Here is a 20,671-nt window from a genome sequence, read left to right on the forward strand (position 1 = left end):
GGGTATATGGTTCTGATCATCGTCCAGAGCGGACGAGGCGCCACCACACACCGGGGAGTCACCATGCAGAACCACACCGGCCACACCGGCCACGACAGCCACGCCGGTCACGGCGCCCACGGTGGCGGGCAGGCCGGCGGGCTCGCCGTCTCCGCCGACGGGTTCACCCTCGAAGTCGACTCCACGATCCTCGCCGCCGGGCCTCGGCAGCACATCGGGTTCCGGGTGACCGGGCCCGACGGGCAGCCGGTCACCGAGTTTGTCGCCGAGCACGAGAAGGAGCTCCACTTCATCGCCGTCCGACGGGACACGGCCGGGTTCCAGCACGTGCACCCGGTGCGGGACGACAAGGGGCACTGGCACACCACGCTGGACCTGGAGCCCGGGGACTGGAGGTTCTTCACCGACATCCACCCGGCCGGCCACGACGGGACGCTGACGCTGGGGATAGACGTCGCGGTCCCCGGGGCGTACGACCCCAGGCCGCTCCCCGAGGCCGCCCGTACCGCGCACGTCGACGCGTACACCGTCACCCTCGACGGCACGCTGGTGCCGGGCCAGGCGAGCGAACTGACCCTCAGCGTCGGCCGGGACGGCCGGCCCGTCACCGACCTGGAGCCCTACCTGGCCGCCTACGGACACCTCGTGGCCCTGCGCGTCGGTGACCTGGGCTACCTCCACGTCCACCCGGAGGGCCACCCCGGCGACGGCACCACCGCGCCCGGGCCCGCGATCAGCTTCATGGCGGTCGCGCCCACGGCCGGGGCCTACCGGCTCTACCTGGACTTCCAGCACGAAGGCCGCGTCCGGACCGCCGAGTTCACCGTCCACACCGCCGAGGCCGCCCCCGCGCACGACGGGAACCACCATGAGCAGCACGGCCACCACAGCCACCACGGCCACCACTGAGAGCCCGTCCCCTGAAGGAGCGTCATGAGCTGTCCGGCCCGGCCCGCATCCGATTCCCCCGCCTGTAACCGCGGGGCGCGGCCCCCGCCCCGGGGGCGCGCCCCGCCGCATGGACACGGAAGGAACCCGCCATGCGCCTCTTCGCCATCCGCGACTACCGCCATCTGTTCGGCGCCCAGGTCATCGCCCTGTTCGGGACCGGGCTGACCACGGTGGCCCTCGGGCTCCTCGCCTACGACCTCGCCGGTCCGCGCGCCGGCGCCGTGCTCAGCACGGCCCTGACCATCAAGATGGCCATGTACGTGGCCATCGCGCCGCTCGCCGCCGCGTACGTCGACCGGCTCCCCAGAAGGACCTTCCTCTTCCTCCTCGACGCGGTCCGCGGCCTCGTGGTCCTGGCCCTGCCGCTGGTCACCGAGGTGTGGCACGTCTACGTGCTGATCGGACTGCTCCAGGCGGCCTCCGCCGCGTTCACGCCGACGTTCCAGGCCGTCATCCCCGACATCGTCACCGACGAGGCCGACTACACGCGGGCCCTGTCCGCCTCCCAGGTCGCCTCCACCATGGAGAGCCTGCTCAGCCCCGTGCTCGCGGCCGTCGCCCTGACGTTCCTGAGTTTCGACCGGCTGTTCCTCGGCACCTCGGCCGGATTCCTGCTCTCCGCCGCGCTCGTCCTGTCGACGCGCATCCCCGAAGCGCGCCCCAGCGGCCGCACCGGAGCGTGGGACCGGGCGGCGGCCGGGATCCGGACGTTCCTCCGGACCCCTCGGCTGCGCGGAGTCCTGGCGCTCAACCTCGTGGTGGCCTCGGCCGGTTCGATCGTCGTCGTCAACACCGTCAACCACGTCCGCGACGGACTCGGCGGCACCCAGTCGGACGTCGCCTGGATGCTCGCCGCCTCCGGCACCGGCACCCTGCTCACCGCCCTCGCCCTGCCCCGCGTCCTCGACCGGGCGGCCCCCCGCACCGTCATGACGGCCGGGGCCGCCGTCCTCGCCGGTGCCACGGCCACCGCCGTCGCGCTCACCGCGACCGGTCTCCTCACCTGGACCGGCACGGCCGTCGTCTGGGGCGCGATCGGCGTCGGCATGGCGCTCGTCATCACCCCGACCGGCAAGGTCCTGCGCGCCTCCGTGGCCCGCAACGCGCTTCCCGGGGCGTTCGCCGCCCAGTTCTCCCTGTCGCACCTGGCCTGGCTGGTCACCTACCCCGTGGCGGGCTGGCTCGGCAGCGCCGCCGGCTTCACCGTCACCTGGTCCGTCCTCGCGGTCCTCGCGGCGGCCGGAACGGTCGGCGCCCTCCTCCTGTGGCCGCGCCACGAGGGGAGCGCCGCACCGGCCGCCCTCGTCGCGACCGCCCCGCAGGCACCCCGTACGGACCGGTCCGCCCTCACCGAGGCCGCCTGAAGCTCTCCGTCGGACAGCCCGTCAGGCGGCCCGAAGGACAGCCCGGCGGACGGCCCGTCAGACGACCCGGCGGTCGCCCCGGCCGTCGCAGGGGAGCTGGTCGGCCGAGTGGTGGGCGAGGAAGTCACGGGTGGCCTGCCGTTCGGCCTCGGCGATCGCGGTCGGTTCGACGTTGATGATCCCGCCGAAGGGGCGGTCGACGTCCCGGATGATGCACAGGGTCGTGGTCAGCAGTGCCGTGATGACGACCAGGGTGATGATCTGGCCCCGGTTGTTCCTGCGGGGCAGACAGATGCCGAGGCCGATGACGGTGATGGTCAGGGTGGCGAGCAGGAACCACAGGATGGCGCTGGGGATGCTCGCGGTGGCCTGGGTCAGCCGCTCCTCGCGTTCGTCGGAGCGCTTGTTGTCGGCGGCGATCAGCATCCCGAAGACCGGCTGGCCCTGTAGGTCGCGGAAGGCCAGCCGGAAGTCGGTCGACCACGCGCTGGGGGCGGACGAGCCCTCCCCGTCGGCCATCGCCGGCCACTCCTGGGTCCGGACGGCGCGGGCGTAGCAGACCGCGTCCGCCTGGATCCGCCCGCGCTGCGCCTCCGGCGCGTACTCGGCGGTCTCGACGAGCTGGTCGAGCGCGCGGGCCTCACCGCGCGAGGCGACCTCCGCCTTCCCGTACGAGCCGTTGGCCGTGACCAGGACGAACGCCAGCAGCAGCACCGTCAGCGTCAGCAGCGGGCCGACCAGGTCCTTGACGGCCATCCCGGTGTCGTCGTCCTCGTTCAGCAGCCGGGGCCGGAGGTAGCGGTTCGCGGCCAGCCCCGCGAGCAGGGCGGCGACGGCGACGGCGATGACGATGAACACGGACAGGCACCTTCCGCGGAGGCCAGGGCCCCGAGCGGACCCGACCGGTCGCGCCGATCATGTCCGTGCCGGGCGGGAAGGGGAACGGGGGAAACGTTCGTTCGCCCCCGCACGGGGGAGCTCCGTTGGGCTGTGCGGCGCATACCGAGCCCGCTCCCCCTCCCCCGTTCTCCCCTCGCCCTCGCCCTCCCCTCCCCGCCCCTCCCCGCCCCGTTCCCCGTCAGGGCCGTCAGCCCCGTCAGCTCTCGGCGCGCCCCCTGCGGCGGTGCCACCACCAGGCTCCGGCCAGGGCCACCAGGAGGACGATCACGCCCGTGATCGTGAGGGCCGTCGCCGGAGAGGAGGTGCCGTCGGCCGGGGGGTCCTCGGCCGACGCCTTCGGGGGCGCCGGAGCGGCCGTGGTGGGCGACGGCGGCTGGGGCGCGGGAGTGGTCGTGGCGGAGGCGGTGGGCGGCGGGGGTGTCGGGGTCGGGGTCGCCGCCGGGCCCAGGTTCAGGGTCGGGGCCGGGTTGCCCGCGTGGCCGTCCGTCTCGTGGGCCTTCTCCACCTCGATCCAGCGGTCCACGCGCCCGTCCCCGTAGGTCTGGAGCGTCTTGAACGCCAGCGACCTGGCGTCCGGCAGTCTGCGGACGACGACCTTGTACGCGGCCGGTTCCCCGGCCGCCACGGCCGGGCCCGACACCGCGTAGCCGCGGGCGGTCGGGGTGAGCCGCCAGCCCGACGGGCCGCTCTTGTAGACCACGTCCGCGGGCTTGAGGCCCTCGGGGAGGACGACCTCCAGCCGGGTGATGCCGGACGAGGTCGACTCCGACTCGGCGGTGAAGGAGAGTTCGACGTTCTCGGCGAGGGCTCGGGCGCCCTTCGCCTCGACCTCGACGTGCGCCGAGGCGGGGGTGGCGAGCGCGATGGACGCCGCGAGCGTCGCCGCGGCGACGAGCGGGACGCGCGCCCGGCGGGCTGTTCGGGACATGGTGGCTCCGTCGATGGTGAGGAGGGAGGAGGGAGGAGTGCTGATGAGGGGCCGGCGCGGAACCTGTGGTGCCGGTCGGGCGTGGGTGCGAAGTGGGCTTCCCCTGCGCTTCCGACGCGCTTCCCATGCGTCTTCCGTGCGCTTTCGGTGCGCGTCCGGGGCGCATCCGGGGCGCATCCGGGGCGCACCGATGGGCTTCCCACGGGCTTTCACGGAGGGCCTCTCCTCGCCATCGGGTGTTTCAGGGGGACGGTTCCCGTCCGGCGGCGCGGGGGCGGCGGGGGCGCCCAGTGGAGGACGTCCGGTGGAAGCGGGGGGAGCGGCGGGACCGGGGCGCGTCGCGCGGTGGCGCGCAGCGCCGCCAGGTGTTCCCGTGCGGCTCGGGCCGCCGCGCGTACCGCCGTGTCCGCCCTCTGCGTCAGCCACGCCACCGCCAGCGCGGCCAGCGCGTGCGCCGGCGCCATGCCGCCGCCCCCGCCCCCGCCACCGCCTCCATGCACCGCGTGCACCGCGTGCACCGCGTGCGGCGCCGCGAACCAGCTGTGCAGCAGGGCCTGGGCCGCCAGTGTCGCCGCCGCCACGGCGGGGAGCGCGCGGGACCGGCGTACGAGGACGAGGGCGGGGAGGAACAGGAGGGCGGCGCCGCTCAGCGCCGCGCCCCAGGCCGGGGCGTCGCCCGAGGCCAGGTGGTGGGCCGTGACGGCGAGGGCGGTGCCGACGCCGCTGAACACGCCCGCCCGCGCCACGCGTCCGGCCGCGTCGCCGTCCGGTCCCGCGCCGGGGCGACGCCCGGATCGGCTGCGGCTGGTCCACGGCATGGCGCGCCCATCATGAACCAGCCGCACCCCGCCCGTACACAGGGCCCGGCGCCGTCCCGCGGACCGTCGCGGGCCAGTGCGGGTGCAGGACGTCGATGTGGAAGTCGTGCCGGTGGCTCGGCCCGAGGCCCGCCAAGTGCGGGTGATCGCCCGGTAGTTCGGGGTGGGCGTGGTCGAGCGCGGCCGGGTCCTCGCGGGGCCAGAACCGGACCGCCGCCAGCGTCCCGGCCAGCGCGAGGACGGTCAGCGCGCCCGCCGCGACGGCCGGTCCTGGCCCGGCGGCGAGGACGCCGGCCAGCGGGTAGGCGAGCAGCCAGCAGGCGTGCGTGAGGGAGAAGCGGGCCGCGTACGCCGCGGGCAGGTCCGGCGTCCCGGCCGAGCGGCGCACGAGGCGTCCGCCGGGGGTGAGGATCACCGAGGTCGCCGCTCCGGTCAGGGCCCAGGCGGCCAGCAGCGCGGGCCACCGCCAGGCGGCGCCCGGGCCGGCCGCCGCCAGGCCGAGCGCCACGACGCCGAGGGTGCCGGTCAGCAGGCCCGCGGCGGGGAGCATCAGGGTCCGGTCGTCGAGCCGGTCCAGCAGCCGGGGCAGCGACAGGACGACCGCCATGGAGCCCGCCCCGTACGCGCCGAGGGCGAGCGGGACGTCCCCGGCGGGGCGCCCGAGGGTGTCGCGGACCAGGACGACGGTGCCGACGAGGACGAGCGCGCCGACGGCGGCGACCACGAGGTCGAGCGCGAGGAGGGCGCGCAGGCGCGGAGTGGCCAGGAAGAGCCTGGCGCCGAAGGCGATCCTCGCGTAGGCGCCGCCTTCGCGGGGGGCCGGGCGGGGCGCGGGCAGCAGGACGGAGGCGACCAGGGCGGCCGAGGCGGCGAAGCCCGCGGCGGTGCCGGTGAAGAGCCGGCCGTACGGGACGAAGGAGAGCAGCGCGGCGGCCAGCGCGGGGCTGAACAGGCTCTCCAGGTCGTAGGCCAGGCGGGAGAGCGACAGGGCCCGGGTGTAGTCCCTTTCCTCCGGCAGGACTTCGGGGATGGTGGCCTGGAAGACGGGGGTGAAGCAGGCGGAGGCGGCCTGGAGCAGGAAGACCAGGACGTACACCTGCCAGACCTGGGTCACGAACGGCAGGCTCAGCGCGACGCAGGCCCGGATCAAGTCCATGGAGACGAGCAGCGCCCGGCGCGGGACGCGGTCGGCGACGGCGCCGGCGAGGGGCGCGATCCCCACGTACGCCACCATCTTGACCGTCAGCGCCGCCCCGAGGACGGCCGCCGCGTCGCCGCCGGCGAGGTCGTACGCGAGGAGGCTGAGCGCGACCGTCGCGAGGCCCGTGCCGACGAGGGCCACGGCCTGGGCGGTGAACAGGCGGCGGTAGGTGCGGTTCCTCAGGACGGACGGCATCGCGGCACCCCTCGGTCGGCTGCGGGCCTTCACCGTAGCCGACATGTGCATGGGTGCGCACGTATTGAATTGTCTCCGGTCGCCCTCAGTCGTGCCAGGGTTCGCCCGTCACCTGGTGGTCGGCGTGGCTGATCGCCTCCACGACGAGCCGTCTCATGTGCCCGTCGGGCAGCGAGTACACGACCCTCCGGCCGTCCTTGCGGGACTCCACGAGCCCGCCGAGCCGCAGTTTGGCCAGGTGCTGGCTGACCGCGGGGCGGGCCGCCCCGACCGCCGCGGCCAGCGCCGTCACGTCCGACTCGGCCCGCGCGAGCACCCACACCAGGTGCAGCCGGGTGGGGTCGGCGAGGAGCGCGAAGACTCCCGCCGCCGCCACCAGCTCGCGGGAGCCGGGCGTGCGCTGGTGCGCGGGGCCCGCGGCTGAGGACGCGTCACTCGAAGACATACCCGCCATCGTAGGCACGCCGCCCGCGCCGCGCGCCGGGCCCGCGCGCCTCGGCCGCCCCGCGCGCCCCTCAGCCCGTCTGCGGGCCCATCAGGTGGACCAGCAGGTCGTCCAGGCTCACCAGGGCCGTGACCTCGCCGGCCGCGTCCCGTACGACCGCGAGCGAGGAGCGGCGCTGCCGCAGGTGCTCGACGGCCTCGGACACCGTGGTGCCCGTGGCCAGTTCGGGCACCGGACGGACCAGGTCGCGGGCCGTGGCGCGGCGGCCCCGGGCGGCGGCGACGAGGGCGTCACGGGCGTGCACGGCGCCGAGGTAGCGGTCGCCGTCGCGGACCAGCAGCCGGGAGCGGCCCGCCTGCGCGGCGCGGGCGAGGAGCGCGTCCAGGTCCGCGTCCGCCGGGACGGCGACGATGTCGGCGGCCGGGGTGCCGAGCCCGTCGACCGGGGTCTGGGGTTCGGTGAGGGAGCGGGTGATGAGCTGGGAGTCGGTGCGGGCGATGAGGCCGAGGCGCTCGGACTCGGCGACGAGGTGGGTGAGCTGTTCGCGGTTGTGGACGGCGGTCAGCTCGTCGCGGGGCTGCACCCGACAGAGCCGGACCAGCGCGTTGCTGACCCGGTTGAGCACCCAGAGCAGCGGGCGGACGGCCTTGACGACGGCCCGGAAGGCGGGCGTGAGCAGCATCGCGGAGCGCTCGGGGTGGGCGATGGCCCAGGACTTGGGGGCCATCTCGCCGACGACCATGTGCAGGAAGACCACGACGATCATGGCGACGGCGAAGGCGATGCCGTAGCTCAGCCCGGTGGGCAGCCCGAGGTCCACGAGGAGCGGGTCGAGGCGGTGGGAGATCGCGGGCTTGGAGATCGAGCCGAGGCCGAGGGTGCAGACGGTGATGCCGAGCTGGGCGCCCGCGAGCATCAGGGACAGCTCGCGCATCCCGGCGAGGGCGGCCTTGGCGCCGCGCCGCCCCTCGGCGACGGCCTTCTCGACGCGGTGGCGCCGGGCGGCGACGAGCGCGAACTCGGCGGCGACGAAGAAGCCGCTGCCGATGAGCAGCAGGACGGTGACGAACAGGGCCATGGGGAAGCTCATGCCCGCTCCTCCTCTCCGGTGGCGGTGCCGGTGGCGGCCTCGGGGCCGGCGGCCGGGGCGGGTCCGAGGCGTACGCGTTCGGGGACGTGCCGGTCGAGGCTGAGGACCTCGATGCGGACGCCCTCGACGGTCAGCTCGTCGCCGATGGCGGGGAAGCGGCCGAGCCGGTCGATGACCAGGCCGGCGACGGTGTCGTAGTCGTCGTCCTCGGGCAGGGCGATGCCGGTGGCCTCCTCGATCTCGTCGAGGCGGCGCCCCGCGTCGACGCGCCAGCCGGTGCCGTCGGGCACGGCGGGGGCGACGACGGTGTCGCTCTCGTCGGCGATGTCGCCGACGAGTTCCTCGGCGATGTCCTCGTACGTGACGATCCCGGCGACGCCGCCGTGCTCGTCCAGGACCACGGCGAACTCGTCGTCGTGCTCCCGCATCCGCGCCACCGCGCGCGGCGAGGGCAGCGTGTCGGGGAGCAGCAGCGGCGGCCGGGCCCGCTCCCCCGCGGTCAGCTCGCCGAAGCGGCCCGCGGGCACCCGGACGAGTTCGCGCACGCCGAGGACGCCCACGATGTCGTCGGGGTGGTCGCCGAGGACGGGGTAGTTGGAGTGGCCGTGGCGGGCGATGAGCTCGACGGCCTCGGCGAGGGTGGCGTCCTTGCGCACGAAGACGGCGTCGGCGCGCGGGACCATCACCTCGTCCATGGTCCGCTCGGAGAAGTCCAGCGCGTGGTCGAGGAGTTCGGCGGTGGCGGGCGGCAGCTGGCCCTGTTCGTGGGACTCGCCGATGAGGTGGCTGAGCTCTTCGAGGGTGGCGCCGTGGTGCAGTTCCTCGACGGGTTCGATGCCGATCCGGCGCAGCAGCCGGTTGGCGGCGCCGTCGAAGACGTGGACGACGGGGCCGACGACCTTGAGGTAGAGGAGCGTGGAGGGGGCGAGCGCCTTGGCGAGGCGCTCGGGGACGGCCAGCGCCAGGTTCTTCGGGGCGAGTTCGCCGAGCACCATCTGCAGGACGGTGGCGACCGTGAAGGCGAGCACGACGGAGATCGCGGACACGGCCCCGTCGGACAGTCCGGTGCCGTCGAGGAGGGGCTTGAGCAGCGCGGAGAAGGAGGGTTCGGCGAGGAAGCCGACGACGAGGCCGGTGACGGTGATGCCGAGCTGGGCGCCGGAGAGCATGAACGAGAGGCGTTCGAGGACCGTGAGGGCGCGGGCGGCGCGCCGGTCGCCGGCCTCCGCCTCCCGGGCGAGGGCGAGGCGGTCGGCGGCGACGTAGGCGAACTCCTGGGCCACGAAGTAGCCGGTGCCGGCGGTCAGGACGAGCACGGCCAGCAGGCCGAGAGCGGCGTTCATCGACCGCACCCCTTCGAGGCGTCGGTGGACGTCGGTCTGGCGGACAAGAAGCGGCTCCTTACGGGGGCCCTCGCGGGCTCCCACGGGGGCTCCCCGGGAGGGAGGTGCGGGTCTCACCGCATCCTGCCGCACGGGGCGGCCGGGGCGGCCGCGTGCTCCCTGTGTCGCCCGGCCGGCTCGCAGCCGGACCGCTCGGCCGCCACCGTCACACCGCCGCCCGGCCGCCGCCGTCGGCCACGGCGAGTCAGACGATCCTACCGGACTCTTCTACATGGCTGTAGATTGTCCCCGTACGATGATCCGCGTACGACCGGGGGCAACGGCCCCGGTGCGAGGAGAGGAACGGGCATGGGTGTGAGTCTGGCCAAGGGCGGCAACGTCTCGCTGAGCAAGGAGGCGCCCGGACTGACCGCCGTGGTGGTCGGACTCGGCTGGGACGTGCGGACGACCACCGGCGCCGCCTACGACCTCGACGCCAGCGCGCTGCTCCTCGCCGACGCGGGCAAGGTCGTCTCCGACCGGCACTTCGTCTTCTACAACAACCTGACCAGCCCCGACGGCTCGGTCGAGCACACCGGCGACAACCTCACCGGCGAGGGCGACGGCGACGACGAGAGCGTCAAGGTGAATCTGGCGGCCGTCCCGGCCGAGGTCGCCCGGATCGTCTTCCCCGTCTCCATCCACGACGCGGACAACCGCGGCCAGAGCTTCGGCCAGGTGCGCAACGCGTTCATCCGCGTCGTCAACCAGGCCGACGGCGTCGAGCTCGCGCGCTACGACCTGTCCGAGGACGCCGCCACCGAGACGGCGATGATCTTCGGCGAGCTCTACCGCCACGGCACCGACTGGAAGTTCCGGGCCGTCGGCCAGGGCTACGCCTCCGGGCTGGCCGGCATCGCCGCCGACTTCGGCGTCAACGTCTGACCTCCGCGGCACCGGCACCGGCCCCCGCTTTCCCCCGGACCCACGAGACCGAAGGAGCACGACCTTGTTCGGCATCGGTGAGCTCGCGCTCGTCCTGATCGTCCTCATCCTCCTCCTCGGCGCCAAGAAGCTGCCCGAACTCGCGCGCAGCGCGGGCAAGGCGGCCCGCATCCTCAAGAGCGAGTCGCGGGCCATGAAGACCGACGACGCCCCGCCGCCGCAGGCCGTCTACCAGGTCCGCCCGACGCCCCCGCGCGAGGACGGACCCGCCTCCCGGCCGTAGGCGTGTCCGGAAGGCGGCGCCGTCTTCCCGGCGGGCACCCCGCACGCGGGGTGCCCGCCGTCGTCGTGCCACCCTGGTGCACCGCGCGTCAGGAACCCGTCAGGAGGGCGCGCGCGGCCGGCACGGGAGAGGTCATGACGGAAGGGACAGCGGTGGAGGCGTACGTGGACGCGTACGAGGAGCACCTGGCGGGGTACGCCGAGGTGCTGACCGGCGTCTGCGCCACGGGCAGGCGGCTGACCCGCGAGGAGCTCGAAGGGCTGCGGGAGCGCGGCGAGCGGGCCGCGGAGGCCGGGCTCGGGCTGCGGACGCTCGTACGGGCCCACCTCGCCGCCGCGCGGCGGATCCGCCCCGCCGGGACCCGGGCCGACGCCGACCGGCTGCTGGCGGCGGTCGAGCAGGCCGTCGACGCCTTCGCCGAGGGCCACGAGCGGGCCCAGGCCCTGGCCGTGCGGCGGGAGGAGGCCGCGCGCCGGGAGTTCGTCGACGACCTGCTCTACGGGCGCAGCGACCTCGGCCGGCTGGCGCAGCGGGCCGAGCGCTTCGGGCTGCTGCTCTCCCGCGCGCACGCGGTGGCGGTCGCCCAGGGGCCGGAGCCGTACTCCGACGGCTTCCCGGTCCCCCGGGCCGTCGAGTCCTCGCTGCTGGCCCGGTTCGGCGACCGGCGCATCCTGCTGACCACCAAGGACGGGCTGCTGATCTGCGTGGCCCCCGCCGACGAGCCCGAGGTGCTCCAGCACTTCGCCAAGCAGGCGTACGCGGTGACCGACGGCGGCCGGGTCGCCATCGGGCGCGGGCACCCGGGCGCGGGCGGGGTCGTCCACTCGTACGAGGAGGCGCTCAACGCCCTCGACCTGGCCGACCGGATGGACCTGGAAGGGCCGGTGCTGTACGCGGCGGACCTGCTGGTCTACCCGGTCCTCAGCCGCGACCGGCAGGCCATGGCCGACCTGGTGGGTTCCGTGCTCGGGCCGGTGCGGCAGGCCCGGGGCGGCGCCCGGCCGCTCCTCGACACCCTGACCGCCTACTTCGACAGCGGCTGCGTCACCACCGAGACGGCCCGCCGGCTCTCGCTGAGCGTACGGGCCGTCACCTACCGGCTGGACCGGATCCACCGCCTGACCGGCGCCGATCCCGCCGACCCGACCCAGCGCTACACCCTCCAGACCGCCGTCATCGGCGCCCGGCTGCTCGGCTGGCCGGAGCGGGAGCTCTGAGGCGGCCCGGCGGCCGGGCACACCCAGCACACCCAGGCACACCCAGGCATACACGGCATCAAGAACGCGTAAAGATTGCCGGAGTCCGGCAATGCGCCGCGCCTTGCCCCGATGAAACGATTCCCCTGACGGCGGACGGCACGCCGCGACCGAAGGGACGGGCACATGGCATGGTTTCTCGGTCTCGGCATCGCCGGACTCGTCCTGCTCGTGCTGAGCCTGGTCCTCGACGGAGTGCTGGAGGGGGTCCTCGACGGACTCGGCGCCGGGCTGGACGGGGTGCTGTCGCTGCCGGTGATCGCCGGTTTCGTGTCGGCGCTCGGGTTCACGGGGGCGATCGTGCTCGGGACCACCGGCGTCGGGGCGGGGGCCGCCACGGGGGCGGGCGCGGTCGCGGGCATCGGTGTCGGCTGGCTCACGGGCACGTTCAGCCGGGCCCTGATGCGTGACGGGGCCGCGTCCGCGCCCCGGGGCGAGGACCTGCCGGGGCGTTCCGGCTCCGTCGTCACCGCCATTCCCTCCGGCGGCTACGGCGAGGTGCTGCTGCACCTCGCGGGCCAGCCGGTGAAGTACGCCGCGAAGGCCGACGCGCCCGTCGCCCGCGGCACCGAGGTCTGGGTCGAGGGCGTGCTCTCGCCGACCTCCGTCAGCGTCCGCCCCGTCGAGCGCTGACCGCGCCGGACGCGCGGCCTCCCGCCGCGCCCGGCCCGTGTTCTGTTCCGTTCCGTCGAAGGGGGTCTCGTCATGAGCCCTGTCCTCCTGGCCGTCGTGGGCATCGTCGTCCTGCTCGTGCTGCTCGGTCTCGTCGTCGTCACCCGGTACAAGGTCGCCGGTCCCAGCGAGGCGTTCATCGTCACCGGCCGCCGCGGCAAGAAGTCCACCGACCCCGATACCGGGCAGGTGTTCACCGACAACAGCGGCCAGAAGGTCGTGGTGGGCGGCGGGGTCTTCGTCATCCCGTTCGTGCAGCAGAAGTTCAGCCTGGACCTGTCCAGCCGGCACATCCCGGTCGCCGTCCGAGGCGCCGTCACCCTGCGGGGCGTCAAGGCCAACCTGGACGGTGTCGCCATCGTCAAGGTCGGCGGCACCGAGGACTCCATCCGGGCCGCGGCCCAGCGCTTCCTGATGCAGCAGGAGGGCATCGTCGGCTTCACCCAGGAGGTGCTGTCCGGCGCGCTGCGGTCGATCGTCGGCCGGATGTCGGTCGAGGACATCATCCGCGACCGGGCCGCCTTCGCCGGGCAGGTCGCCGAGGAGGCCGAGGCGAGCCTGTCCGGGCAGGGCCTGGTGCTGGACGCCTTCCAGATCCAGGACATCACCACCGAGGGCTCCTACCTGGAGGACCTCGGGCGCCCGGAGGCCGCCCGCGCCAAGCAGGAGGCCGACATCGCCGAGGCGAGCGCCCGCCGGGCCGCCGAGCAGGCGCGGCTGAAGGCCGAGGAGGAGATCGCGGTCGCCCAGCGCACGCTGTACCTGCGCCAGGCCGAGATCAAGGCCGAGACCGACGCCGCCGCCGCGCAGGCGAACGCCGCCGGGCCGCTGGCCGAGGCCGACCGGCAGCAGCAGATCCTCACCGAGCAGGAGAAGGTCGCCGAGCGGCAGGCCGCCCTGACGGACCGGCAGCTCGACACGCAGGTCCGCAAGCCGGCCGACGCCAAGCGGTACGAGGCGGAGCAGCAGGCCGAGGCGCAGCGGGTGGCCCGGGTCAAGCAGGCCGAGGCCGAGCGGCTGGCGGCGATCGCCGCGGCCGAGGCCGAGGCGGAGCGCGCGCGGCTGACCGGTGAGGGCGAGAAGCAGCGCCGCCAGGCCCTCGCCGAGGCGGAGGCCATCGAGGGCGCCAAGCGCGGCGAGGCCGAGCGCGCCCGGCGTGCCGCCATCGCGGACGCGGTGCGGCTGGAGGGCGACGCGGAGGCCGCGGCGATCTCGGCGAAGGGCGCGGCGCAGGCCGAGGCGATGCGGAAGCAGGCGGAGGCGTACGAGCGGTACGGCGACGCGGCCATGCTCCAGATGGTGGTCGAGGCGCTGCCGCAGATCGTCGCGAAGGCGGCCGAGCCGCTGGCGGCCGTGGACAAGATGACGGTCATCTCCACGGACGGCGCGGGCCGGCTGGCCCGTACCGTCACGGACAACGTCGCCCAGGGCATGGAACTGCTCTCGGCGACCACCGGGATGGACCTCGCGTCGATGCTCCAGAACGTGACCGGCAAGGCGTCCGTCCCGGGCCAGGCGTCGCCGGGCACGGCGGGCCGTCCGGCCAGGGACGGGGACGGCGTCATCGAGGTGACCGACTAGGAACTGTCCGCCCCCGACCCACCGGACAGGCCCTGGGACCTGGCGTCGCCGGGCGCGGCCTCGGCCGCCCCGTACGACGGGGAAGGCCGGGTGCCGGCCGCTCTCCACCGAGCGGCCGGCACCCGGCCTTCTCCCGTGCCGGGGCGGGACCGCCCCGGGCCGGGGCTACGGCGCCGCGCCCGCACCCGCCCTCCGGTGCCGGAGGTTGACGGCGACCGCCTTCGCCACCGCCGGGGGGCTGAGGAAGCGGAAGGGGCCGGTCAGGCGGGAGGCGAAGAGGTACATGTGGCGGGCCATCGCCTCGTCGCGGGCCGCCGCCGAGAAGACCAGGCGCTCCACCGGGTTGAAGGGGCGGGAGCCCGCGAAGTCGGCGGCCAGCCACTGGTGGCCGAGCAGCCGCCGCCGGTGGACGCGGGCGTAGGAGGCGAGGGCCTTGTCGAGGTCGCCGTGGCCGGCGGCGGCGGGGCCGGCCGCCTCCGTCAGCCAGCGCGCCGACTGCAGGGCCCAGCCGCAGCCGACGCCCCACAGCGGGTCGCCGGTGAGGGCGGCGTCGCCGACGAGCGCGAGGCCCGGGGCGGTCGGCCGGCGGGTGTGCAGCGGGTAGTCGACATGACCGATGATCTTCGAGACGCGCCGGGCCGCGTCGACCGGCGGCGCGTCCGGCAGGGCGCGGACGAAGGAGAGGAAGGCACCCTCCAGGTCCGCCCGGAACGCCGGGAGGCGCTTCTTGTCCGGGAGGACCGCGAGGACGGTCACCCCGTCGTCGTTCGGGAACGCGTAGGCCATGTCCGGCTCCAGGAACCAGGTCTGGCCGATGCCGCCCGCCAGCGGGAGGTCGCGGAAGTGGGCGAGGTAGCCGAAGCGGGCGTTGCGGTGGCTGCGGGCGGGTATCCCGGCGAGCTTCGCGACGGCGGAGTCCTTGCCGTCGGCGCCGACCACCAGCCGGGCCCTGAGCTCGCGTTCGCCGTCGGGACCGGTCGCGCGCACCCCCGTGGTGCGCCCGTCCTCCGCGAGCAGCCCGGTGACCCGGTGCCCGAGGAGCAGGTCCACGCCGGGCGTCTCGGCGGCGCGGCGGCGGATCAGCGGATCGAGGACGCTGCGCCGGACGTTGTACGCGTACGGCAACTCCGGCCCGCCCGGCGCCGCCTTCGGCGCGATCCAGCCCCAACGGGTGTACCAGCGGGCCTCGTTGCGTACCGCGCCGGCCTTCTCCAGCGCGGGCACGAGACCGAGCTCGGCCAGTACCGGGTAGGCGTTGGCGGTGATGGAGTGGGTGCAGAGCACCTTGTACGCGTCGGGGTCCGAGCGGCGCTCCAGCAGCGCGACGCGGGCTCCGCGCCGGGCGAGCAGGATCGCGGCGGCGCTGCCGGCGAGGCTGGCGCCGACGATGACGACGTCGTAGCCGGGTCCCGCGCTCTCAGAGCTGGTCATGCGCTGATCGCTCCCTTCGGGTGGGGGCGCCTGACACGCGCGGCGGGCTCGCCACACGTGTCAGGCACATGCCCAACCTACAGGGAGCCGAAGGAACGGTGTCCGTGCGGCCGACCCCACCGCACGGAACTCCTGTCGGTGCCGCTCAGCCGCCGATGGTCCACTGCTGCCGCGCGCTGCCGGTGTCCGCCTGCTGGGTGACGGCGGCGCCGTCGGCGGCGGAGGCCGTGGTCAGCAGCAGGCCACCGCCGCCGGCCGAGGCGAGGGTGTAGGCGCCGCTCGCCAGGCGGGTGACGTTCCAGCGCTGGTTGGCGCCGCCGTGGCAGGTCCACTGGATGATCCTGGCGCCGGCCCCGGCGCCCGTCCCGCCCTCGACGTCGGCGCACTTGCCGGAGTGCCCGTTGCGCAGCTCGTAACTCCCGTCGGCCTGACGGGTGAAGGTCCACTTCTGGTTGGCGCCGCCGTTCGGGGTCCAGGTGATGAGCCGGGTGCCGTCGGCGGTGCTGCTGTCCGGGTCGTCGAGCGCCTTGCCGCCGGTGGTGAGGGTGTGCACCCCGTCGAGGGAGCCCCCGCCGGGGGTGTCACCGGTCGCGGTGAGCGTCAGGCTCTGCTCGGCGGCCGACCGGCCGCCGCCGACGGGGCCGCCGGTGGTGTCGGTCCAGGCCCGGACGGGGGTGGTCTCGGCCGGGCGGGCGGTGTCGGCGGTGAGGCCGATCACGAGCCCACTGTAGCGGTTGACCAGCTTGTACGTGCCGGTGGGCGCGTTGTCCGAGGCGGCGGTGCCCCGGATGACGAACCAGTCCTGCGCGGGACCCGAGGCGGCGGCGGTGACCGTCGGCCGGGTGCCCCAGGCGCGGCCTGCGGGGGCGGTGGCGGGGACGCCGAGCAGCCGGCCGGTGGAGGCGTTGGCGATCCGGTAGGAGCCGTCGCCCTTCGCGGTGAAGGTCCACGATTCGAGCGCGGAGCCGGTCGGCGCGGCCGTCGAGGTGGTGTCGGAGCCGCCCTGGACCTGGGCGAGGACCCGGCCGGCGGAGCTGCCGATCCGATAGGTCTTCGTGGTGTCGACGGGGGCGGCGGGGGCGCTCGTACCGAGGCTCAGGTTGACGTACTCGGCGCTCGCGCCGCCGGAGCAGCCGAAGGAGCAGTAGGCGCGCAAGTCCTTGCCGGTGATGCCGGAGCCGGTCCTGCTGCCGGTGTCGAGGAACCAGCGGTACCAGGAGGCGTTCTTGTACGAGCCGGTGTCGCCGAGCCGGAACCACTTCTGGGTGGTCAGGTCGTCGGTGGCGTACAGCTCCTGCGGGGCGTTGCCGCTCTGGTCGACGGCCTGGGGCTCGCCGATGTAGAGCCCGAGGTGCGCGTTGTAGGTGATGTCCATGACGAACAGCGGGGAGGTGGCGGGGGTCAGGCCCGCCGCGACCTGCTGGGCGACCGTGCCGGAGTTCGCGGGGCTGTACTCCTTGCCGGTCGGGACGTAGCCGGTGGTGCTGCCCGCGCCGACCGGGACCATGGTGCTCTCCCGGCCGCCGACCCCGGGCTGGCTCCACGCGCCGCCGTACCACTTCTTCCAGGAGTCGGGGGCCATCTTGCCGGAGAGCGGGGCGCGGGCGACGTGCCCGTAGAAGGCGCGCCAGCTTCCGCCCTTGTCGACGATCCGGGAGCCGTAGAAGACGTAGAAGTAGCCGGAGGCGGTGTCCACGAAGAGGCGCGGGTCGCCGGTGCCGTAGTGGTAGGTCTGCTGCGGGAAGGCCGCCGTGTCGCCGCGCTTGGTGCTGTACGGCGAGGTGATGACGTGGCCCTTGATGGTCCAGGTCTTCCCCTGGTCCTTGGAGACCGCGTAGTCGATGGAGTCGTAGTGGAGGCCGTCGCCGAAGGGCTGCGGGGTGAACTCGTTGTGCACGAGCCCGTACCAGTCGCCGGTGTCGGGATCCACCCACAGACCGGTGAGGTCGCAGTAGTTGCGGTGGGCGTAGCCGCTGCCGGCGGGGGCCTGGGTGGACTCGACGCCGGTGGGGCTGTTGTTGCAGCGCCACGTGGTGTCGTTGTTGCGGTCGTTCGTGTTGGCGGGGTTCACCGCGTCGCTGATCGCGCCGGAGCGGTTGGCGCTGTCGAAGTCCGCGCCGGAGTAGAAGGTCCAGCTGCGGCCGTCGTTGGCGCCGTACAGGGCGTGCGCCTGCTGGTAGTAGAAGGTGCCGTCCTTGTCCAGGTACGGGCTCGCCGGGGTGTCGTCGGGGCGGTTCCAGGTGCCCTTCGCGCCGACGGTGACGGTGTACGTGGCCGCCGCGGCGGCCGGTGCGGGGGTCGGCGCCGGGGGCGCGGCCGGGGCCGCCGAGGCGGCGGGGGCCGCGAGCGGGCCGCCGACGGCGAGGGCCAGGGCCGCCGCGGCGAGCGCGCCCACCAGTCTGCTGCGCGGAGCTTTCACGCGTACTCCTCAGGTGAGGACTGTTATCGATGACAGGGACGAGAGGAAGCGAGAGGGGGAGTCTCGAAATCTCTCATTGCCGTTGCGCTGCTCGGTAGTTGAGCCTGAGGAAGGTGTGGCCTTCCGGGTGACGGCCGAAACTATGGCAGAGGATGTTATCGCTGCCAACCGTGCCGACCGTTCCGCCGCGAGGAGGGCGCTACCATCGGCGGCGACGGGCGGGGAGGGGACGATGGGCAGGCGGAGCACGGCCGAGGGCGGGCGCCAACCGGGGATGGCGGACGTCGCCCGGGTCGCCGGGGTCTCGGCGCAGACGGTCTCGCGGGCCCTGGCCGGACACCCCCATGTGCAGGAGCGGACCCGGGCGAAGGTCCTGGCGGCCGTCGAGCAGCTCGGCTACCGGCGCAACAACGCCGCCCGCGCGCTCTCCTCGGGCCGCAGCCGCACCCTGGGCGTCGTCACGCTCCAGACCAACTTCTACTCCCGCGCGGCCGTCACGACCGGCATCGAGAACGCGGCCCACGCGGCCGGCTACGCCGTCAGCACCGCCACCACCACCTCGCTCGACACCTTCGCCATCGAGGACGCGCTGTCCCGGCTCACCGAGCAGGACGTCGAGGGGATCATCCTGTCGGTGCCGCTGATCCACAGCAGCCCCCGGATCGAGCAGCTGACCCGCACCACGCCCACCCTCACCATCGACGGCTCCCGCACCGACGCCACGGCGGTCGTCGCCCTGGACCAGGCCGAGGCCGCGCGGATGGCCACCCGGCACCTGCTGGAGCTCGGCCACGAGACGGTCTGGCACCTCGCGGGACCGGCCGAGTGGCTGGAGGCGGAGCTGCGCCGGGACGGCTGGCGGTCGGCCCTGGAGGCGGCGGGGCGCGCCGTCCCGCCGCCCCTCGACGGCGACTGGACCCCCGGCTCGGGCTACCGCAACGGCCTGGTGCTGGCCCGGATCCCGGACGTCACGGCCGTGTTCGTGGCCAGCGACGAGATGGCCTTCGGCGTGGTGCGCGCGCTGCACGAGGCGGGGCTGCGGGTGCCCGACGACGTGTCGGTGATCGGCTTCGACGACATCGAGCTGGCCGAGTACTGCTCGCCGTCGCTGACCACGGTCGCCCAGCCCTTCGAGGAGATCGGCGCCCAGGCCGTCACCGACCTGCTGCGCCGCGTCGCGGCCCCCGGCGCCCTACCGGAGCCGCGCTCGGTCGCCCCCCGCCTGGTCGTGCGCGCGAGCACGGCACCGCCGCCCCGAGGGAGGACCGGACGCCCGTGACGACACCCACGACACAGGCAGCACAGACCACACAGGCAGCACAGGCAACCCGCACGACCCCACAGACGACACGGCCGACCGAGGCGACCGAGGCGACGGAAGCGCCCCGGTCCCGCCGGTCCCGGCAGCCCCGCCAGGCCCGCAGCCGGGCCCGGGTCGAGGCGATCCTGGCGGCGGCCGACCGCATCCTGGCGGGCGAGGGGTACGAGGCCCTGACCGTGCGCCGGATCGCCGAGGAGTCGGGGGCGCCCGTCGGCAGCATCTACCAGTTCTACGCCGACAAGGGCGCGGTGGTGGACGCGCTCGGGCGGCGGTACCTGGAGGCGTTCGAGCGGACCATCGACGAGCTCGTCGAGCGGGCACTGGCGGACGAACTCCCCGACCTGGTCGGCACGATGGTCGACGTCTACGCCGGTCTCTTCCGCTCCCAGCCGGGCGGCATGACGCTCTGGGCGGGCCGGCACCTCAGCCCCGAGCTGGCGCGCGCCGACGAGGCGAGCAACGCGCTGGTCGCGGACGGGCTGCGGCGGATCGTGGAGCACCTGACCGGCGGGCCGGGCGGGGAGCGGGCACGGCGGGCGACCCGGATGGTGGTGTGGGCGGCCAACGCCGTGCTGCACGAGGTGTGCAAGGGCGAGGGCGAGCCGGATCCGGAGACCGTGGCGGAGCTGAAGCGGATGCTGGACCTCTACTGGGCGGACCTGCGCGCCCGCCTGGCGGAGACGGCCCGGACGTAGCGCCCGCCGGCCTCGGCGGGCGCGCCGGTCTCGACGACCTCGGCGGTCTCGCCGGTATCGCCGGTATCGCCGGTCTCAGCAGGTGTGGAAGGTGCAGCGCCGGACGTCGACGACCCCGGGGAGGACGGTGACCCCGCGCCGCAGACCCTCCTCGGTGTCCTGGCCGGTGAAGTCGCGCGGCATCTCCACGTCCAGCATCATCCGCCCGGCGAGCTCGTAGACCTCGGTCCGGGTGGCCCCGTAGTACCAGAGCCGGTCCACGCCCTCCTGGAAGCGCTGGTCGCGCGAGCGGTCCATGGAGTCCAGGGTCGCGTGGAAGTAGGGCGGCGGCTCCTGGTCCGGGTCTTCGCCGGGCGTGAGGCTCGGGACGAGGACCACCGCCGCGGCGAGCGGGACGAGGACGGCGAACAGGGCGCCCGGCCGGTGGCGGCGGTCCGCGAAGGCGGCGACGATCAGGAGCAGGGCCGCCGGCAGGAACAGGAACATGCCGATGACGGCGCCGATCAGCGACCAGGCGAGCAGCCCGACACCCAGTCCCAGGCTCGCCCGCGCGCGGGCCCTCGGGTGCCCGCGCAGCAGCAGCGGCGGTACGGCCGCGAGCGCGGAGATCAGGAAGAGCGCGCCCAGCAGGGGCCCGATCACCAGTCCCAGCAGCGCCGCGACCCCCGCCGCGACGGCCGCCGCGACCGTCCAGGCGCCGCCCGCTCCCGGCCGCACGCGGTCCTCGTCCATGGTTCGCCCCCCGTATCCGCACACCTTCTTGAACGCGTTCAGATTAGCACCGCCCGAAGGCGGACCGGTTCACAACACCGCCGTCCTGAGCGGCAGTCGAAGCCTTCCCCCGCCCTTCCCAC

At 74.7% G+C, this 20,671-nt stretch carries 19 protein-coding genes; 9 read left to right on the forward strand and 10 right to left on the reverse strand.

Features of this window, described 5'->3' with window-relative positions; translation table 11 throughout:
• The first annotated feature begins 63 nt into the window (after positions 1 to 63).
• Together ACZ6J5_RS34715 and ACZ6J5_RS34720 are read left to right on the forward strand one after the other, a co-directional pair.
• On the forward strand, positions 64 to 909 hold the full coding sequence (locus ACZ6J5_RS34715) for a hypothetical protein (protein WP_469397923.1): 846 nt from the start codon (positions 64 to 66) through the stop codon (positions 907 to 909).
• Positions 910 to 1,040: 131 nt separating this feature from the next.
• Positions 1,041 to 2,315, forward strand: coding sequence for an MFS transporter (locus tag ACZ6J5_RS34720; protein ID WP_469397924.1), 1,275 nt, complete (start codon positions 1,041 to 1,043; stop codon positions 2,313 to 2,315).
• A gap of 57 nt (positions 2,316 to 2,372) precedes the next feature.
• Here ACZ6J5_RS34720 and ACZ6J5_RS34725 read toward each other — a convergent pair whose 3' ends face one another.
• The 7 genes from ACZ6J5_RS34725 to ACZ6J5_RS34755 form a co-directional block, all read right to left on the reverse strand.
• Entirely contained in the window at positions 2,373 to 3,173 is an 801-nt protein-coding gene (locus tag ACZ6J5_RS34725) for a bestrophin-like domain (RefSeq protein ID WP_469397925.1), read from the reverse strand.
• A gap of 238 nt (positions 3,174 to 3,411) precedes the next feature.
• Positions 3,412 to 4,143 carry a DUF1775 domain-containing protein gene (locus ACZ6J5_RS34730; protein WP_469397926.1) on the reverse strand — a complete coding sequence of 244 codons (732 nt, stop codon included), beginning with the start codon at positions 4,141 to 4,143 and terminating at the stop codon, positions 3,412 to 3,414.
• Between the two features lie 209 nt (positions 4,144 to 4,352).
• Positions 4,353 to 4,961 (reverse strand): hypothetical protein, encoded by a 609-nt coding sequence (locus ACZ6J5_RS34735; RefSeq protein WP_469397927.1) that lies wholly within the window; start codon positions 4,959 to 4,961, stop codon positions 4,353 to 4,355.
• 10 nt (positions 4,962 to 4,971) lie between these two features.
• A complete protein-coding gene (locus tag ACZ6J5_RS34740; RefSeq protein ID WP_469397928.1) occupies positions 4,972 to 6,357 on the reverse strand; it encodes an MFS transporter in 1,386 nt (461 codons plus the stop codon).
• A gap of 85 nt (positions 6,358 to 6,442) precedes the next feature.
• The gene (locus ACZ6J5_RS34745; protein WP_469397929.1) at positions 6,443 to 6,802 is read right to left on the reverse strand and encodes an ArsR/SmtB family transcription factor; all 360 of its coding nucleotides are present in this window, start codon (positions 6,800 to 6,802) and stop codon (positions 6,443 to 6,445) included.
• Positions 6,803 to 6,872: 70 nt separating this feature from the next.
• Positions 6,873 to 7,892 (reverse strand): hemolysin family protein, encoded by a 1,020-nt coding sequence (locus ACZ6J5_RS34750; protein WP_469397930.1) that lies wholly within the window; start codon positions 7,890 to 7,892, stop codon positions 6,873 to 6,875.
• Positions 7,889 to 9,235: a hemolysin family protein gene (locus tag ACZ6J5_RS34755; RefSeq protein WP_469397931.1), complete on the reverse strand. Its 1,347-nt coding sequence runs from the start codon at positions 9,233 to 9,235 to the stop codon at positions 7,889 to 7,891. The genes ACZ6J5_RS34750 and ACZ6J5_RS34755 overlap by 4 nt, the downstream gene beginning before the upstream one ends.
• A 348-nt stretch (positions 9,236 to 9,583) precedes the next feature.
• Here ACZ6J5_RS34755 and ACZ6J5_RS34760 point away from each other — a divergent pair, with 348 nt between their 5' ends.
• The 5 genes from ACZ6J5_RS34760 (at position 9,584) to ACZ6J5_RS34780 (ending at position 13,951) form a co-directional block, all read left to right on the forward strand.
• Entirely contained in the window at positions 9,584 to 10,159 is a 576-nt protein-coding gene (locus ACZ6J5_RS34760; RefSeq protein ID WP_469397932.1) for a TerD family protein, read from the forward strand.
• A 64-nt stretch (positions 10,160 to 10,223) separates the two neighbouring features.
• Positions 10,224 to 10,442 carry a twin-arginine translocase TatA/TatE family subunit gene (locus ACZ6J5_RS34765; RefSeq protein WP_469397933.1) on the forward strand — a complete coding sequence of 73 codons (219 nt, stop codon included), beginning with the start codon at positions 10,224 to 10,226 and terminating at the stop codon, positions 10,440 to 10,442.
• A 134-nt stretch (positions 10,443 to 10,576) separates the two neighbouring features.
• Positions 10,577 to 11,659, forward strand: coding sequence for a PucR family transcriptional regulator (locus tag ACZ6J5_RS34770; protein ID WP_469397934.1), 1,083 nt, complete (start codon positions 10,577 to 10,579; stop codon positions 11,657 to 11,659).
• A 165-nt stretch (positions 11,660 to 11,824) separates the two neighbouring features.
• The gene (locus ACZ6J5_RS34775; protein WP_362478958.1) at positions 11,825 to 12,331 is read left to right on the forward strand and encodes a hypothetical protein; all 507 of its coding nucleotides are present in this window, start codon (positions 11,825 to 11,827) and stop codon (positions 12,329 to 12,331) included.
• A gap of 72 nt (positions 12,332 to 12,403) precedes the next feature.
• Positions 12,404 to 13,951: a flotillin family protein gene (locus tag ACZ6J5_RS34780; RefSeq protein ID WP_469397935.1), complete on the forward strand. Its 1,548-nt coding sequence runs from the start codon at positions 12,404 to 12,406 to the stop codon at positions 13,949 to 13,951.
• 165 nt (positions 13,952 to 14,116) lie between these two features.
• On the opposite strand, the gene ACZ6J5_RS34785 is transcribed toward ACZ6J5_RS34780, so the two are convergent.
• Together ACZ6J5_RS34785 and ACZ6J5_RS34790 are read right to left on the reverse strand one after the other, a co-directional pair.
• A complete protein-coding gene (locus ACZ6J5_RS34785) occupies positions 14,117 to 15,382 on the reverse strand; it encodes an NAD(P)/FAD-dependent oxidoreductase (protein WP_469397936.1) in 1,266 nt (421 codons plus the stop codon).
• A gap of 145 nt (positions 15,383 to 15,527) precedes the next feature.
• A complete protein-coding gene (locus ACZ6J5_RS34790) occupies positions 15,528 to 17,801 on the reverse strand; it encodes an RICIN domain-containing protein (protein WP_469397937.1) in 2,274 nt (757 codons plus the stop codon).
• 232 nt (positions 17,802 to 18,033) lie between these two features.
• Between ACZ6J5_RS34790 and ACZ6J5_RS34795 the strand changes: the two genes are divergently transcribed.
• Positions 18,034 to 19,080: a LacI family DNA-binding transcriptional regulator gene (locus tag ACZ6J5_RS34795; RefSeq protein ID WP_469397938.1), complete on the forward strand. Its 1,047-nt coding sequence runs from the start codon at positions 18,034 to 18,036 to the stop codon at positions 19,078 to 19,080.
• Positions 19,077 to 19,817: a TetR/AcrR family transcriptional regulator gene (locus ACZ6J5_RS34800; protein WP_469397939.1), complete on the forward strand. Its 741-nt coding sequence runs from the start codon at positions 19,077 to 19,079 to the stop codon at positions 19,815 to 19,817. Before ACZ6J5_RS34795 ends, ACZ6J5_RS34800 begins: the two co-directional genes overlap by 4 nt.
• Positions 19,818 to 19,892: 75 nt before the next feature.
• On the opposite strand, the gene ACZ6J5_RS34805 is transcribed toward ACZ6J5_RS34800, so the two are convergent.
• The gene (locus ACZ6J5_RS34805) at positions 19,893 to 20,549 is read right to left on the reverse strand and encodes a hypothetical protein (protein ID WP_469397940.1); all 657 of its coding nucleotides are present in this window, start codon (positions 20,547 to 20,549) and stop codon (positions 19,893 to 19,895) included.
• Between the last annotated feature and the right edge of the window lie 122 nt (positions 20,550 to 20,671).

The sequence above is a fragment of the Streptomyces sp. NPDC042100 genome, assembly GCF_055582325.1.

Coding starts and splice junctions, on each gene's coding strand:
- ACZ6J5_RS34715 (WP_469397923.1), top strand. CDS start 64: ATGCAGAACCACACCGGCCACACCGGCCACGACAGCCACGCCGGTCAC.
- ACZ6J5_RS34735 (WP_469397927.1), bottom strand. CDS start 4,961: ATGCCGTGGACCAGCCGCAGCCGATCCGGGCGTCGCCCCGGCGCGGGA.
- ACZ6J5_RS34770 (WP_469397934.1), top strand. CDS start 10,577: ATGACGGAAGGGACAGCGGTGGAGGCGTACGTGGACGCGTACGAGGAG.
- ACZ6J5_RS34720 (WP_469397924.1), top strand. CDS start 1,041: ATGCGCCTCTTCGCCATCCGCGACTACCGCCATCTGTTCGGCGCCCAG.
- ACZ6J5_RS34775 (WP_362478958.1), top strand. CDS start 11,825: ATGGCATGGTTTCTCGGTCTCGGCATCGCCGGACTCGTCCTGCTCGTG.
- ACZ6J5_RS34795 (WP_469397938.1), top strand. CDS start 18,034: ATGGGCAGGCGGAGCACGGCCGAGGGCGGGCGCCAACCGGGGATGGCG.
- ACZ6J5_RS34785 (WP_469397936.1), bottom strand. CDS start 15,382: ATGACCAGCTCTGAGAGCGCGGGACCCGGCTACGACGTCGTCATCGTC.
- ACZ6J5_RS34755 (WP_469397931.1), bottom strand. CDS start 9,235: ATGAACGCCGCTCTCGGCCTGCTGGCCGTGCTCGTCCTGACCGCCGGC.
- ACZ6J5_RS34740 (WP_469397928.1), bottom strand. CDS start 6,357: ATGCCGTCCGTCCTGAGGAACCGCACCTACCGCCGCCTGTTCACCGCC.
- ACZ6J5_RS34805 (WP_469397940.1), bottom strand. CDS start 20,549: ATGGACGAGGACCGCGTGCGGCCGGGAGCGGGCGGCGCCTGGACGGTC.
- ACZ6J5_RS34780 (WP_469397935.1), top strand. CDS start 12,404: ATGAGCCCTGTCCTCCTGGCCGTCGTGGGCATCGTCGTCCTGCTCGTG.
- ACZ6J5_RS34760 (WP_469397932.1), top strand. CDS start 9,584: ATGGGTGTGAGTCTGGCCAAGGGCGGCAACGTCTCGCTGAGCAAGGAG.
- ACZ6J5_RS34745 (WP_469397929.1), bottom strand. CDS start 6,802: ATGTCTTCGAGTGACGCGTCCTCAGCCGCGGGCCCCGCGCACCAGCGC.
- ACZ6J5_RS34730 (WP_469397926.1), bottom strand. CDS start 4,143: ATGTCCCGAACAGCCCGCCGGGCGCGCGTCCCGCTCGTCGCCGCGGCG.
- ACZ6J5_RS34750 (WP_469397930.1), bottom strand. CDS start 7,892: ATGAGCTTCCCCATGGCCCTGTTCGTCACCGTCCTGCTGCTCATCGGC.